Origin of the sequence: Scytonema sp. PCC 10023 (genome assembly GCF_963920835.1) — a bacterium.
In the GTDB taxonomy this organism is placed as follows: Bacteria; Cyanobacteriota; Cyanobacteriia; order Cyanobacteriales; family Nostocaceae; genus Kalymmatonema.
In genome coordinates this window covers 1-14,613 of sequence record NZ_CAWUDP010000116.1, presented here as the reverse complement: position 1 = coordinate 14,613, position 14,613 = coordinate 1, and the positions used below count along the sequence as shown (strand labels likewise).

General features: G+C 43.2%; 12 protein-coding genes. 4 read left to right on the top strand and 8 right to left on the bottom strand.

Features of this window, described 5'->3' with window-relative positions:
* Positions 1-151: 151 nt before the first annotated feature.
* A complete protein-coding gene (locus ACM0OZ_RS40720; RefSeq protein WP_414588570.1) occupies positions 152-1,033 on the top strand; it encodes a 4-hydroxybenzoate solanesyltransferase in 882 nt (293 codons plus the stop codon).
* Positions 1,034-1,564: 531 nt separating this feature from the next.
* Positions 1,565-2,056, top strand: a complete 492-nt coding sequence (locus ACM0OZ_RS40715; RefSeq protein WP_414588569.1) for a TIGR00725 family protein — start codon at positions 1,565-1,567, stop codon at positions 2,054-2,056.
* Here the strand turns inward: ACM0OZ_RS40715 and ACM0OZ_RS40710 are convergent.
* The 5 genes from ACM0OZ_RS40710 to nuoB form a co-directional block, all read right to left on the bottom strand.
* Positions 2,053-3,435, bottom strand: a complete 1,383-nt coding sequence (locus ACM0OZ_RS40710) for a cytochrome P450 (protein WP_414588568.1) — start codon at positions 3,433-3,435, stop codon at positions 2,053-2,055. The two genes, ACM0OZ_RS40715 and ACM0OZ_RS40710, sit on opposite strands and share 4 nt — an antisense overlap.
* Positions 3,436-3,471: 36 nt before the next feature.
* The gene (locus ACM0OZ_RS40705) at positions 3,472-4,113 is read right to left on the bottom strand and encodes a Coq4 family protein (RefSeq protein WP_414588567.1); all 642 of its coding nucleotides are present in this window, start codon (positions 4,111-4,113) and stop codon (positions 3,472-3,474) included.
* A gap of 31 nt (positions 4,114-4,144) precedes the next feature.
* Entirely contained in the window at positions 4,145-5,092 is a 948-nt protein-coding gene (locus ACM0OZ_RS40700) for a hypothetical protein (protein ID WP_414588566.1), read from the bottom strand.
* A 71-nt stretch (positions 5,093-5,163) separates the two neighbouring features.
* Positions 5,164-6,216 carry a class I SAM-dependent methyltransferase gene (locus ACM0OZ_RS40695; protein ID WP_414588565.1) on the bottom strand — a complete coding sequence of 351 codons (1,053 nt, stop codon included), beginning with the start codon at positions 6,214-6,216 and terminating at the stop codon, positions 5,164-5,166.
* Positions 6,213-6,908 (bottom strand): NADH-quinone oxidoreductase subunit NuoB, encoded by a 696-nt coding sequence (nuoB, locus tag ACM0OZ_RS40690; protein WP_414588563.1) that lies wholly within the window; start codon positions 6,906-6,908, stop codon positions 6,213-6,215. The genes ACM0OZ_RS40695 and nuoB overlap by 4 nt, the downstream gene beginning before the upstream one ends.
* A 282-nt stretch (positions 6,909-7,190) precedes the next feature.
* Between nuoB and ACM0OZ_RS40685 the strand changes: the two genes are divergently transcribed.
* Positions 7,191-7,844: a hypothetical protein gene (locus ACM0OZ_RS40685; protein ID WP_414588562.1), complete on the top strand. Its 654-nt coding sequence runs from the start codon at positions 7,191-7,193 to the stop codon at positions 7,842-7,844.
* Between the two features lie 260 nt (positions 7,845-8,104).
* On the opposite strand, the gene ACM0OZ_RS40680 is transcribed toward ACM0OZ_RS40685, so the two are convergent.
* The 3 genes from ACM0OZ_RS40680 to ACM0OZ_RS40670 all read right to left on the bottom strand — a co-directional run bounded on the left by ACM0OZ_RS40680 (position 8,105) and on the right by ACM0OZ_RS40670 (position 10,560).
* The gene (locus ACM0OZ_RS40680; RefSeq protein WP_414588561.1) at positions 8,105-8,344 is read right to left on the bottom strand and encodes a ketohydroxyglutarate aldolase; all 240 of its coding nucleotides are present in this window, start codon (positions 8,342-8,344) and stop codon (positions 8,105-8,107) included.
* 221 nt (positions 8,345-8,565) lie between these two features.
* The gene (locus ACM0OZ_RS40675) at positions 8,566-9,852 is read right to left on the bottom strand and encodes a S8 family peptidase (protein ID WP_414588560.1); all 1,287 of its coding nucleotides are present in this window, start codon (positions 9,850-9,852) and stop codon (positions 8,566-8,568) included.
* A gap of 510 nt (positions 9,853-10,362) precedes the next feature.
* Positions 10,363-10,560 carry an electron transporter gene (locus ACM0OZ_RS40670; RefSeq protein ID WP_414588559.1) on the bottom strand — a complete coding sequence of 66 codons (198 nt, stop codon included), beginning with the start codon at positions 10,558-10,560 and terminating at the stop codon, positions 10,363-10,365.
* 295 nt (positions 10,561-10,855) lie between these two features.
* Between ACM0OZ_RS40670 and ACM0OZ_RS40665 the strand changes: the two genes are divergently transcribed.
* On the top strand, positions 10,856-14,545 hold the full coding sequence (locus tag ACM0OZ_RS40665; RefSeq protein WP_414588558.1) for an NB-ARC domain-containing protein: 3,690 nt from the start codon (positions 10,856-10,858) through the stop codon (positions 14,543-14,545).
* Positions 14,546-14,613: the final 68 nt, after the last annotated feature.

The following is a 14,613-nucleotide window of genomic DNA, read 5'->3' as shown; positions in this document are numbered from 1 at the left end:
GGAGATGCACCTTGTTCACACAACTAAATTAACTCATTAAGTGTATCCAAAATTGTTACTTGTGGTTTGATTTTATAAATATCAAATAAAGATATTCTATAGATGTAACTATATGTGAATAAATCTATCTCTAGTTATTGTTTTGCTGCCTATGCTAACTACAAAAGAACGCAACACTGAATCCATGTTGTTTGTCATTATCCGGCTTTTGCGGTGGCATAAACCAGAAGGACGGTTAATTTTGATGATTCCCGCTCTTTGGGCTGTGTTTTTGGCAGCTGCTGGAAAACCACCTTTACCCTTGGTTGGCGTTATCATCCTGGGTACTCTCGCCACAAGTGCTGCTGGGTGTGTTGTCAATGATTTGTGGGATAGAGATATAGATCCACAAGTAGAAAGAACTCGCGATCGCCCTCTTGCTTCCCGTGCGCTTTCGATAAAAGTCGGCATCATCGTTGCCATACTGGCGATGGGATGTGCAGCAGTTCTTGCTTTTTATCTTAACCCACTCTCATTTTGGTTGTGTGTGGCAGCCGTTCCAGTCATTTTGCTTTATCCAGGCGCAAAGCGGGTGTTTCCCATCCCGCAGTTGGTACTTTCTATCGCTTGGGGTTTTGGCGTTTTGATTAGCTGGAGTGCGGTGACGCATAACCTTTCACTTCCCACTTGGTTGCTTTGGGGTGCAACTGTACTGTGGACATTGGGATTTGATACAGTTTACGCCATGAGCGACAAGGAAGATGACCGCCGAATTGGTGTGAACTCTAGCGCCTTATTCTTTGGTGATTACACGCCTGTTGCAATTGGGATTTTCTTTGTTGGTACAGTCTTTTTACTCGGTTGGCAAGGTGTGCTTATGCACCTGCGCCCTACCTTTTGGATCAGTCTTGCTATTGCTACTGTAGGCTGGGCTTGGCAGTACACACGCTTAAGACAGCCAAACCTGCCTAACTCTGCTTATGGAGAAATGTTCCGGCAAAACGTGTGGATTGGTTTTCTCGTACTTGCTGGGATGATTGTTGGGAGTTTCTAGTGTTTTTTCAGACTCGGTTTCTTCTGGAAACCGGGTTTCTACTGAAATTTCATTAATTTTTTATAAAAACATTTAGCGCCATCACCGAAATTTAAGGTGGGTAAAAATTTTGGTCAAAAAACTCCTTTTTTAACCTCTTTACTCTGTGTAACGCCAGTCGCCTGCCTGTCGGGAAACCCTCCTGCAGCGCTGGCTCCTCTGCGCCTCTGTGGTTAAATAAATAACTTATATAAACCGCAGAGACACAGAGAGCGCAGAGAGAAAAGAAGAGATTTTACGAGTCATCTTGAAAGGGCTAGTACCGCAAGGCGGAAGTCAAAAGTGAAGGTAACAAGTCAAAAGTATTATGGAATGAGGTTTTTAGGGATTTTAAATGGTGAACCAGCGCTGCAGGAGGGTTTCCCGACAGGCAGGCGACTGGTGAACCCGAAGGGTTGCCCTATTTACGCCGCGTTGTACTAGTCCTAGCTAGAAAAGTTTTGAGTTGTGAGTTTTGAGTTCTGGGTACTGTGTTCTTCTTAAGAAACAGCAATGAGAAAAATCATTATTGGAGTGATGGGACCAGGAGAAAAGGCTACCTCAATTGATGTGCAAAATGCTTATGAACTTGGGAAAGTCATTGCACAAGAAGGATGGGTTTTGCTCACAGGCGGTAGAAATGTTGGGGTAATGGAAGCCGCTAATCAGGGAGCAAAATTTGCCAATGGTTTAACTATTGGCATTCTTCCTAGTGAGGATAGCAAGGGCATTTCTGAAGCAGTTGATATTGCTATATTCACTGATATGGGAAATGCTCGCAATAATATTAATGTCCTCTCCAGTGATGTGGTGATTGCCTGTGGGATGGGTGCTGGGACAGCTTCAGAAGTTGCTTTGGCGTTAAAAGGTAATAAGAAAGTTATTTTGCTGACTGACGACGAAGAAAGCAATGTTTTCTTCAAAAAGCTGTCGCCAGAAAACGTTTATGTTGTGAATGGGGTAGGAGAGGCGATCGCAACAACAAAGGCAATTTTAAGTCGTTAATTACGCCCCTTGACCACCAAAGGTACTCCTCCTGGAGGTGCAAATGTTATACCGCGACGTACAGGTAGCAAAGGACGCCGTTCTGCTAGTTCTAGTGAGTAATCAGATAAGACGGTTGCAAGTACCAATTTCATTTCAAACATGGCAAATGCCAAGCCAAGGCAGCGACGGTTCCCGCCTCCAAAAGGTAAATATTCATAAGGAGAAAATTGACGTTCTAGAAAGCGTTCTGGTCTAAACTGCTTGGGTTGTGGGTAAATATCTGGGCGATGGTGAGTTAGATAAATACATGGCGATAGTATCATGCCTTTTGGTAACTCGTAGCCCATTAATTGCATGGGGGCTTGCAGAATTCTAGGAAAGGTAAAGAAAACAACAGGATACATTCTTAAAGCTTCTGAACAAACAGCATTTAGATAAGGTAATCGAGCGATTTCTGTCGGTTCGGTATTGGCAATATCAATGGAATTCAATTCTTGCAGCAGTTTTTCGCGCACTTCTGGTAGATAGTGAATCCAATATAAAGCCCAAGCTAAAGCGGTTGCTGTGGTTTCATGGCCAGCAAAAAGCATGGTCATTAATTCATCACGTAGCTCAATATCTGTCATTGGTTGACCAGCTTCGTCGCGAGGTGATAGTAATAAGCTGAGGATATCTTCACCTAAAGATTCAGGTTGACTTCTACGCTCATGAATTTCTTGATAAAGTAATTTATCCAGTAGCTCTCTTTGCCTTACAAAATTTTCCCAAGGACTCAAAGGTCCTAAATCATGTTGCAGTGCCTTAAAAAAAAGGAATATTGCACTTAAAGGATAATTAAAAGTATCCAACATTGCAGTTAAAGTTTTCCTGATTTGTTGGTAACGTTCTCCTTCCTTTAGACCAAAAACAGCTCGTAAAATGACTGTTAGCGAAATCTCTTGCGTATATTGGCGAGCGGTGAATATTTGTCCAACTTCAAGTTGGCTCATCACTTGTTCAGCAATTTCACAAATAAGCTGACCGTAGGCCCGCATTCTTTCGCCATGAAAAGGAGGCATCAAAAGCTTGCGCTGTTTCAAGTGGCGCTCCCCGTCTAGTAATACTAAAGAATTCGACCCCAACAACGGTTGCATAACCTGATTGCCTGAACCTGATTCAAAAAGCTTGGAATCAGCGGTAAAAATTTCTTGAATTGCTTGGGGATTACTGATAATCACTGAGGAAGGAAAGCCAGCAAATTCTGCAAAAAAGATGTCCCCGTAGCGCTCTTGCATTGTTTCGAGGTAATCCATTGGTCGCAGAACTACCCATATCGTTTGCAGCACCCTAGGTTCGCGGGTTCTATTTGGTAATTTATTTACAGTCTGCTGTGGAGAGTTTTCTTTGAGTTCAATCATCTGTCTTTATCCTGGCTTTTTGTTATTAGAAAAAAATTAAACTTGGATGAATGTTGGGGAATCTTGAGGGTTATAATTTTGTGGTAATCCTAATCGGCTTCTGATTTCGTTCATTGGTTCTTTCCAATGTTCTTCAAAGCGGTAGCCTAATAAAAATTGTGCTTTTTTGCCAAGTTCAAGTCCTTTTTGAAGATTAGCAAAAATAGCTTGACGTTGTTTAGGAGCTATGATTGGATAGAGAAATTTCGCTAACCAAAGGCTAATTTTTAGGGATTTGCTGTAATTTTGGGCAGCGGCGAAGGCAAGCACCCCTATTTCTCCGGCGTAGCTGGTATCAAAGCCAAGCAAGAGATGAAAAATATCGTGGGTGACAACGTATCGCAAGGCAAATACATTGCGTCTAGCAATGTCCTCAAGTTCGGGACTGACGTTAAATGGTTTCAGGTTATTTTCCCGCATATGTTCAGCATATTCTCGCCCAAAGGTACCTTGAGGGTATTTGCTCAATTCTTCTAAATTTATCTGCGGATGATATCCGACAACGTGTTGCAGTTTAGCCTCTACTGTAGGATTAACTTTTGCTCCTAATAAATCAGATTTGAGAATAGCAAAATCGCCGTAATTTTCAGAGTTTTTATAAGCTTGAAGCGCTTTGATTTGTTTGAGTTTGTTCCACATACAGATGCATCCAAAATCTGGAATTGAAAATCTAAAATTGGCTAAGGGGTGGAATGCTGTAGCGATCGCGTAATTCTTTTACTGGTACATCCACAACTTCCCAGAAGTTCCAGTTATCTGAAAGGTCTACGTTACAAGCTGCACCGCGCTGTAGGGCGTGTATGACTCGTGAAATATCAAAGAGTTCCATCGCCGCACCCGTATAAGGCGTGATGTGAAAACTCCAATAAAAATACAGAATGACGAACAGCAGAAATACAAAACCGTTTTCGCGGGTAAAACCCGCTTGAAAAGCTGCCTGCTGGATCTCTCCTTGAGGGTCAGTGCCGTAACCAGATAAAATATGCCCAAAATCGTGAAACACCATGCGCTCTGGAATGCTCCCCACCTCACCAGGAAAGCTAAACCGTTTTTGGGTGTAGTATTCCCAAAAACCGCGTCCCAAAGTTCCCTCTGGTAATAGCCCCAACTGTCGATACTTCCATGCTACATCTGGATCTTCACCGCCGTAAAACAGCGGAACCAGTATCTTTTTAAGACCGATAGTACCTTGTTGTGCATAGGATGCACTCATAAATACACCCATCGACTGCCGTGTCATGTCCATCTGCGCTAGCAGCTTATATTCTCTAGCGGCTTTGTGCAGCACTCGTAAACTTTGCTCGTTACTACAAAGGGCTTCTGCAAGCGATCGCAGTGCTTTTTGCTGGCTAGGGGTAATCTCGTTATCTACCATCGCCATCACCATTGCCATTTGGAGCAAGCGTTTGCGGTGGTGTGGATCGGTTATGGCTGCAGCAATTTGTGTTGGCGTGATAGGAGATAAGTCATCAACTACAACTGAGGCTTGATGTAGCTGGTTCACTACCTGTAAAAACTGATGTTCAAGTGGTGTTAATGCCTCTGGTTTAGCCGCTACTGTTGTTAGAGTTTGCAACACGAACGGCAGTTCTTGAGAAGAAAAGACAGCGATATCCATCTCACATCTCCCTTCGTCAGGAGGTACGGGCGCGGCGGCTTGCGCCCGTAATAGCAAACGTGGATTAAGAGCTATAGCCGCGCTTCCAGTATCAGATTAAAAGGAGTCTGTGTAGCACAGCGGAACCGACTAAAGCCAGCTTCAGACATAACTTGAGCCAGTCTCGCTTCACCAGCTTGTGCTCCCAGTCCTAGCCCAACTTCTTGAGATAGTGAGTTGGGCGTGCATATTGCAGTGGAGGCGGAATAAAACATCCGACCTACTGGATTGAGATTGTCCTCAATAGAGTTACCAGCGAACGGTTCAACCAATAGCACGGTTCCGTCTTCAGCTAAGACTTCCTTTGTATGTTTTGCCGCACCTACAGGATCGCCTAGGTCATGTAGACAATCCATAAAGCAAACTAGGTCGTAGTTTGTTCCTGGAAAGTTCTTTGCATGAGCGACTTCAAATTGGATGCGATCGCTAACACCAGCTTCTACAGCGCGTTGACGTGCAACAGTAATTGACTCGTTGTGGTAATCGAAGCCAAAGAATTTTGAGTTGGGATAAGCCTGTGCCAAAAGGATAGTAGATGCACCATGACCGCAACCCACGTCAGCAACTAAAGCGCCTGCCTGCAACTTTTCTTCAACTCCTTCGAGTGCAGGAATCCAGTTAGTCGTCAGCGACGCCTTGTAACCCGTTTTGTAGAACGCTTCGCAGCCGCAAAATAGCCGATGATGATGCTCGTGCCAACCAATGCCCCGACCAGTTTGGAAAGCATTTATAACTTTGTCCTCATCCAGCCACATCGAGGAAACACTATCGAAAGCAGCAGCCATGAAAACGGGACTTTCTGGATTGGCTAACACCATCGCGTGTTCGTCAGGCAACTCATAAGTGCGCTGTTCAGGGTCGTAAGTGATATAGCCACTGGCTGCCTGACTGTTCAGCCACTCCAGAACGTATCGCTCGCGAGTACCTGTCTTTTGAGCCAGTTCAGATGGCGTCGTCGGACCAGCACCAGCCATTGCTTTGTATAAACCCAGTCGGTGCCCAATGCTAGCCATCACGCCTGACATACTCACTGCCATGTCGCTGACAAGCTGATTGACAAATGCGTTAAGACGATCTTCATTCATTGAAACTTTACCTCCATTTTCTGCTGTTCAAGTGCCAAGGGCAAAGGCAATCCTGTTGCTTCAGCAATTTCCTTGGATGGAGTTTCCCGTGTAGGGCTTTTTAGGTATTTCCCATCATTGATGGGAGGTACCACTTTCATCTTGTGTGTGATGCTGTAGTAGCGGTGAGATTGTTGGAGTTGGGGCAGTTCCTGAATGCTTTGATTGGCAATTTTCTTACGCAATTTAATAATCGCATCGATGACTGCCTCTGGTCGCGGGGGACATCCCGGTATGTAGACATCGACTGGAATTAACTTATCCACACCACGAACAGTCGTTGGAGAATCTACACTGAACATTCCGCCCGTAATTGTGCAAGCTCCCATTGCGATGACATACTTAGGTTCTGCCATTTGTTCATAAAGCCGCACCAAGTTAGGGGCGTACTTCATCGTGATTGTACCTGCGGTAATCATTAAGTCTGCTTGTCGGGGAGTCGCACGGGGAATCATCCCATATCTCTCCATGTCGAACCGAGAAGCATAGGCAGCCATAAACTCCATGAAACAACAGGCTGTGCCAAACATCATCGGATACAAACTGGACATTTTTGCCCAGTTGTACAAGTCATCCAGAGTTGTGAGAATAATATTTTCAGACAGTTGTTGCGTTACTTCGGGACGCTCAATTGGATTAATAACATTAGTCATGGGTTGAATCTCCCATAATTATGAATATTGTTTGACAAATTGCGCTTTTAGTGTATAAGTTAAGCGCTTGGAACAGCAGTTTTTCTTTTGTAGGAAGCTCTCCTGCAAGCTTTTCCAATCACAATTCACTACACCGTCGATAACTACAGTTTCTGATAACGTTTGAATCTGTACCAGTAAAGATAAAGGTCTTAAGTCGCTAACTTAAGCGATCGCCCCCCAGCGGGCACTTTGTGCCATCGCGCTTCGCGACGGATTACACCATAAATAACCACTAGAACTATGATTATTACTTTAGAAGGCGCACCTGCGGTAGGAAAATCGACAACGTGTGTTGCGATCGCACAGCATTATTCAGCTTTTGTCGTACCAGAAGTGAATAAGCTTTTCGCTCGTCCCAACCATGAGCCGGAAAACTGGTATTTAAACAGACAGGTGGCAAGATGGGAAATGGGAATTCGTCAGGTAGAAGACTATGAGTGGATTGTATTTGACGGAGATCTATTGCAGCCGCTTTGGTTCAGCTGGATTTATCACGATGAACCGTGGACGAATCTTGAAAATTGCGAAACGTTTTATCGCTTGCAAATTAGTGAAAATCGAATTGGTTTTCCAGATGTGTATTTCTTCTTGTCAACAAGTCTTGAGGAACGTTGGAAAAGAGAATACAAGCGGGGTTGTGAATTAAATCGAGACGAACAGAGGATTAAGGAGAAATATCAACGGTTTGAAAAACTAGTGGAACCTCAAAAAAGATACTTTGAGGCGTTGCAGTCTAGATTTCCGGGAAGAGTAAAGTTTCTGGAGTCGATTAGTGTTAAAGCTAATCTTGAATTTATTACATCGATACCTAAGATGGAGAAATTGGAGAATGATATTGAGATATTCAACTTTTTAATCGCCTGGTTAAAAGCAAATGAGCTGTTGAGCGTATAAAGCAATTGTCCATAGCGCACAACAGTACCCCAATACTTTACAAAAATTCCAAGACACAGCACCAGAACGTAGTTCTGCTGCGAGAGTTCCCCTTACCTTTTTGGGTGATTAATTAGTTTTACTTATATTATATTTCTAGACGACTTTTCGGTAAAATGTATCAAAAAGTACTGTTTTTTAGACGATAATCAGATTCGCGGGTATATATCACAGAGCGATCGTAAAACTTTTCGGTCTACTGAAATTACCAATATTCAAAATTATTGAATATCAGAATTAGGAGGGGCTAATTGGTAATTTTGCTGGGCTTCAACGTTTTTTACTCCCTCAATTTGATAAAGACTATTAAGCCGGTCTGATGGAATTGAACCGTTAATAACACCAATACTGGATAAAGTTTGTTCCACATTCATCCCAGATGACTGTAATTGCTGGGAAATTTGCCCAATTTGAGGTAAATGAGCATCGTCAACAGATACAGATACTTGAACTTGGGACATTTTAGTACCTTGAATGGAAAATGGATTTTGGGTAAATATATTCTTTGATAAGTAGGTAGATACAGCCAAACACAATATCACCAAACTTGTACTAACTATGAGTTTCCAGTAATTAGAATTTAACTAGTGTTAACTCTGATAGAATACAGATTGATTTGTGTTTTGTATATTTACCTACTTATCATCCTAGCAAGATTTAAGATGCCCTAACTTACGTTATGTTAAACAGGTGCTTGAACCAAACCAATTCCCACATCAGCTGATGGTAAGTTTAATCTTTGAGCATTTTGCATTAATAAAGCCCAAAGTTCAAATCCTCTTTTTCCAGTTGCTTCTGCATAGAGGGCTGCAATTCCTGCTACGTGAGGAGTCGCCATGCTAGTACCACTAATTGCGACATATCTTGATGGTCCTAAACCATTAGGTGGTCGAACTGTCATTGGATCTGTTGACCAAGTAGAATAAACATCTACACCTGGTCCTGCAATATCAATCCCTCCGCCATCAGGATTAATTGAACTGTTGGAGAAAGAAGCAATTTGTAATTGGTTGTCTAAAGCAGCTACAGCCATAATTGAGGGGCAATTAGCGGGACGACCTACAGGACGGGAAAAACCAGGTCGATAACTCTCATTTCCAGCAGCAGCAATAATTAAAGTGCCTTGACTGAGGGCGCGTTTGGCAACAGCCTCATAAATCTGCGAGTAAGTATCTCCAGGACGGGTAGGCGCACCTAAAGACATTGAGATAATTTGACAACCATTACTAATTGCCCGATCAATACCAGCTAAAATACCTCCATCAGCCCCTGAACCTTGGTTACTCAAAACCTTACCGACAAATATTTCTGCATTATAAGCAATGCCATAACGCATAGGAGAAGATGGGTTAGGTGGATTTAAAAGTCCACAAGAAGTTCCAATACAGTGAGTTCCGTGACCTTGTAAATCTTGAACTTCTTCACCTCTAATAAAAGATTCACTGGTAATAGTGCGACCAGCAAAATCAGGGTGGGTTAAATCTAGACCTGTATCAAGAATTGCAACTTTAATACCTGAACCAGTATAGCGACTACTGACAACTTTAGTTGCTTGCAGTCCCCAGGTTGTAGCACCATCGGAAAATGCAGAAGTATTGAGTTGTTGCCCTGGCGTAACTGCACCATTACTCAAACTATTTACTAGATTGGTTACACCCTCTTTGTAACCTTGAAGATAGTTAGCCGTATCTCCGTTAATTACAATGCTTCCGATCGCATACATAATCTGTTCTGGTTCGACAGCTAATATAGGTTGTGGACCAGCTACAGCAGCATTAAGAGACTGTACTTGATTTGGATCTAAGGCAACTACAGCAACCCCTATATTACTAAGGGCAGAATCGTCGATATCTCTAACCCCCGTCGAGTCCCTTAATGCTGCTATTCCCGAACTTATATTTTCTTCAGGTAGAAGAACCAAATAACGACCAGTTGTTTCTATCGGTTTTATTGATGAACTATTACTCATGATCAATTTTTACCTTTATTTATGCCTCAATGAAATCCCCAAAGGATTTCATCCCTCTTAAAACCAATTCGTATCAGTGCAATTCCAGGTTTTTAGGAAAAAACTTTACAACTGTTTATATTGCAAAATCTGGTATCTGATCCTGATGGTAGCGGGCAATCTCAAACCGTAAGCGAATTTGCGTCACAAGCAGTCATCGGATCCTACAAATAACCTTGCAAGCTAAATTGAACTTACTAGAAAAAGGGCAGTCAGTGCTGCCCAAGGCAGCACTGACTGCCTACCTCTACAATGATTAGAATTTTTAGTATTTGATTATTTTATTTTTTGGAAGTCCCTAACTAAAGTGCGCCGTAACCCACCATTCTTTCTGCATCACTACAAATTGGAGATTTTTTTAATTGGAAGTCCCCAAAGGCGATCGCCTCATTTCAGTTGTTGAACGACTCATTATCATTCAACCGGACATGATATAAGTCCTGTTAGTCTGTCCTGCGAACAAAAATCTGCTCAAGCCAGTAAACCCAACCGCTTACCATTATCACGAGCCATGCGGATAAGATGCTGACGGGTAGTACGGTCAATACCGAAGCGATCGCAAAAGCGAGTCATCGTCTGAATATGCAGTGCTATCAATTGACCGCGAACTTGATTGAACTTTTTCTGACCAAAATATTTGCGAATAAGAACGATGAGTGGTGCAAACATGATGAGTGAACTCCTTTGTAGAATGTTTAGATTTATGTCTAGTTGTTAACTTCTGACAATTTCAGTTTGTCTTTTCTGTTCGGTTTGCACCAGTAAAGATAAAGGCGTTAAGCGCTAAGTTAAGTTTTGTAAAGAATGAAGCTCTAACTGAGTTCTGATAAGCCTTGGAGTATTTGGCAATTGGCAAATGCTCAACATAACGATGCTTAAGATGTATAAAACCTAAAGGATTCCAAGATATTGCTTTTAAGCCTGTAAAATTATTCTCAACTTAGCCTTAGCTTTGTCCTACTCAATGGAAAAGTACAAGCAAACACGCAGGCGTGGTGTTATTCTCAGTCTCCAAGGATTGCACAAGCTTCAGGAGGCTAAGCATTTCTTAGAAATTCAAGAAAATGATGGAGCCAGATTTACTCTGGAAGAATTGAGTTACCGCACGCAGTTAGCTCCTTTTACGGTATCTAAAGTGCTGGCGCGAGAAGAAGGAGTTGACAAGCAAAGCCTTGAGTATTTCTTCCGGGCTTTCGGTTTGGAGTTGAGTACAACCGATTATTGCAAGCCAAACACTGGAGAAGGTGCCAGCATTGGAGAAAATATTGCCCCTTCCCCATCATTGCTAGAAGAAACCTTATCACCCCATCACCAAGACTGGGGTGAAGCCGTTGATGTCTCCATCTTCTTCGGTCGCATAGACGAACTCAGTAAGTTAGAGTATTGGATACTTCACGACCGTTGTCGGTTGATTGCGTTGCTAGGAATGGGTGGAATTGGCAAGTCTTCGCTGTCAGTGAAACTGGCGACTCAAATTCAAGAGCAGTTTGAGTTTGTGGTGTGGCGAAGTCTCCGCAATAGTCCGCCTCTTAAAGATTTGCTCGCGAACTTACTGCAATTTTTTGCTCACGGTCAACCAATCAACTTATCAGAGAATATTGGCGATCGCCTGACCGAATTCATGGCACATTTGCGAGCGCACCGCTGTTTGGTCGTACTAGACAATGCAGAATCGATATTAGCAGAGTTAGACTCCTCTGGACACTATCAAACTGGTTATGAAGACTACGCACAACTCCTTAAGCAAATCGGAGAAACGGCTCACCAAAGCTGTGTGGTGCTGACAAGTCGAGAAAAGCCCCAGGAAATTGCAGCTCTTGAAGGTGAAACTTTACCAGTTCGGTCATTACACCTAACGGGTTTAAATGCTAGTGCAGCGCTAGAACTGGTGCGAACCAAAAGCTTTTTCTGCGGTTCTGATGCAGATTGGCAAGACCTAATTGCACATTACGCAGGTAATCCCCTCGCTCTCAAGATTATTGCTACCACAATCCAAGAATTATTTGATGGCGATATTACAGAATTTCGCGCTCAAGGTACGACTGTTTTTGGTAGTATTTATGACTTATTAGGACAGCAATTTCACAGGATTTCACCTTTAGAAAAAGACCTAATGTGCTGGCTAGCAATCAATCGCGAACCAGTCACTCTCACAGAGTTACGTGCTGATTTAGTCTTACCTGTCTCTTCAATGAAGCTTTTGGAAGCGTTGGAGTCACTTGGGAGGCGCAGTTTAATCGAAAAAAAATCAGTTCCACAAACCCCTGTGCAATTTACTCTCCAACCAGTGGTGATGGAATATGTCACCGATTATATTGTTCAACAGGTGTGTACCGAGATTGAAGAAATGGGTAACAGAACAAGCGAAACCGCAAGTTCTCCTGATCTGTTTATCCTCTTCAACAGCCATGCGTTGATCAAAGCTACAGCTAAAGACTATATTCGGGTTGCTCAAACTAAACTTATTCTCCAGCCTGTGATTGAGCAATTACTGCTGAGGCTGCGAAGCAAAGTGGCGATCGCAACTCATCTGACTCAGATTGTACATGAATTACGCGAGCAATCTCTCAAAAGATACGCGCACCTCACCACACTCGAATTAGAACCTGGGTATACAGTTGGCAACCTCATAAACCTGCTGTGTCAACTGCAAACTGATTTAACTGGCTACGACTTCTCTTACCTAACGATTTGGCAAGCTTATCTCCAAGACACCCCCCTCAGACAAGTAAACTTTGCCCATAGCGACTTATCTAAATCTGTATTTGCCAAAACTTTTTCAAGCCCCATGTCTGCTGTATTCAGCCCGAATGGTAAAATTTTGGCAACAGCTCACTCTGAAGGTCAAATTTGCTTGTGGGATGTCGCCACTGCTCAACAACTCATGAGCTGTCAAGGTCATTTGGGTTCTGTTTGGTGTGTTGCCTTTGCTCCGCAATGCTGCGCGAACACTCCAGAGGGCAGTATCCTGGCAAGTGGGGCGCAAGATGAAAAGATTAAGCTATGGGATGTCACAACGGGACAATGCTTGAAAACTCTGCAAGGTCATAAAGGGTGCGTTTTCTCCGTTATCTTTGCGCTCGACGGTAAAATATTAATCAGTAGTAGTGCAGATTGTACTATCAGGCTTTGGAATGTTGACACAGGAGAATGTACCCAAGTCTTGCATGGACATAATAGTGCAATCTTCTCTCTAGCTTTGAGCCCAGATGGTTGTATCTTTGCCAGTGGCAGTGATGACAAAACTGTCAAGCTTTGGGATGTGACTACAGGTCGCTGTATCAAAACCTTGCAAGGGTATAGTGATTGGATTAGGTCTGTTGCCTTCAGCGCTTCAGGAATGCTTGCTACTAGCGGTTTAGACCCCAGCATTTGGCTTTGGGACATAGATGAGGGTCATTGTGTCGGAACTTTGCAGGGGCATAGTAACGGCGTGCATTCGGTGACTTTTGTGGACGACGGCAATACCCTTGCTAGCAGTGGTTTGGATGGAACAGTTCGACTTTGGGATACCGCAACAAAGCAATGCATCAGAACATTCCAAGGACATACTAACGCAGTGTACGCGCTTGCCACGAACCCCCAAGGCACTCTGCTTGTCACTGGTGGTGATGACTTCACGATGAAACTATGGGATGTCGCAAGTGGAGAGTGCGTGAGAATATTTAGGGGAATGCATAACTGGGTTGCATCCGTTGCCTTTAATCCTACCCCTTTTGAAAAATCTTTCCTGATCGCCAGTGGTAGCTATGACCGAATTGTAAGACTTTGGAATTTAGACGGTGAGTGCCAAAGTTTGACTGGACATACTGATTTCATCTTTTTAGTTGTTTATAGTCCTGACGGTCGCATTTTGGCAAGCACAAGCGCTGACCATTCTATCAGGTTATGGGATGTACTGGAAGGTAAGTGCATCAAAGTCTTGCAGGGACATACAAGTATGGTGACAGGGGTTGCTTTCAGTCCAGATGCTTGTCTGTTGGCAAGTAGCAGCTATGACCGTACTATTAAATTCTGGGATATAGCAACAGGTGAAATTCTGCACAGTCACCCGGAACATGTTGCCATGTCTATCTCCTTCAGCCCAGATGGCAAAAAGCTAGCAGTTGGCAGTTTTGATGATGTCGCCAGAATCTGGGATTTAGAAACCTGGCAATCCTATCAAACATTCAAAGGACACTGCAGTTGGGTTTGGTGGGTTGCCTTTAGTCCTCAAGGTGATATGCTTGCGACTGGTAGTGCAGATGGCACTGTGCGGCTATGGGATGTGCAAACAGGAAAGTGTATTCATATAGTCCAAGCACATAAAAATTGGGTGTGGTCAATAACTTTCAGTCCCGATGGTAGTATGCTTGCAAGTGGCAGCAGTGACGGTACCATCAAACTCTGGGATGTAGCGACAGCTGAGTGCATTGCTACCTTGGAAGACCATCATATTTGGGTGATGTCTATTGCCTTTAGTCCTGAAGGTCATATCTTAGTTAGTGGCGATGGCAATGGTGCTATCAAGATATGGGATATGCAGACAAAAGAGTGCATCAAGACTCTGAGAGTAGAATGCCTTTATGAGAGCATGAATATTTACGGAGTAACAGGTTTGACCGAGGCACAGAAAGCAACCTTGTTTGCTCTTGGAGCAGTTGAACAGAAATAGTTTATCTGTTTTAAGACGTTGTACCAAATAACTGAAAGACGGAGCAATATGGAGTGAGTTGTAGTAAG

What these genes read in the sequence shown, in the direction of transcription:
- ACM0OZ_RS40720 (WP_414588570.1), top strand. Translation starts at nt 152, where the DNA reads ATGCTAACTACAAAAGAACGCAACACTGAATCCATGTTGTTTGTCATT.
- ACM0OZ_RS40715 (WP_414588569.1), top strand. Translation starts at nt 1,565, where the DNA reads ATGAGAAAAATCATTATTGGAGTGATGGGACCAGGAGAAAAGGCTACC.
- ACM0OZ_RS40710 (WP_414588568.1), bottom strand. Translation starts at nt 3,435, where the DNA reads ATGATTGAACTCAAAGAAAACTCTCCACAGCAGACTGTAAATAAATTA.
- ACM0OZ_RS40705 (WP_414588567.1), bottom strand. Translation starts at nt 4,113, where the DNA reads ATGTGGAACAAACTCAAACAAATCAAAGCGCTTCAAGCTTATAAAAAC.
- ACM0OZ_RS40700 (WP_414588566.1), bottom strand. Translation starts at nt 5,092, where the DNA reads ATGGATATCGCTGTCTTTTCTTCTCAAGAACTGCCGTTCGTGTTGCAA.
- ACM0OZ_RS40695 (WP_414588565.1), bottom strand. Translation starts at nt 6,216, where the DNA reads ATGAATGAAGATCGTCTTAACGCATTTGTCAATCAGCTTGTCAGCGAC.
- nuoB (WP_414588563.1), bottom strand. Translation starts at nt 6,908, where the DNA reads ATGACTAATGTTATTAATCCAATTGAGCGTCCCGAAGTAACGCAACAA.
- ACM0OZ_RS40685 (WP_414588562.1), top strand. Translation starts at nt 7,191, where the DNA reads ATGATTATTACTTTAGAAGGCGCACCTGCGGTAGGAAAATCGACAACG.
- ACM0OZ_RS40680 (WP_414588561.1), bottom strand. Translation starts at nt 8,344, where the DNA reads ATGTCCCAAGTTCAAGTATCTGTATCTGTTGACGATGCTCATTTACCT.
- ACM0OZ_RS40675 (WP_414588560.1), bottom strand. Translation starts at nt 9,852, where the DNA reads ATGAGTAATAGTTCATCAATAAAACCGATAGAAACAACTGGTCGTTAT.
- ACM0OZ_RS40670 (WP_414588559.1), bottom strand. Translation starts at nt 10,560, where the DNA reads ATGTTTGCACCACTCATCGTTCTTATTCGCAAATATTTTGGTCAGAAA.
- ACM0OZ_RS40665 (WP_414588558.1), top strand. Translation starts at nt 10,856, where the DNA reads ATGGAAAAGTACAAGCAAACACGCAGGCGTGGTGTTATTCTCAGTCTC.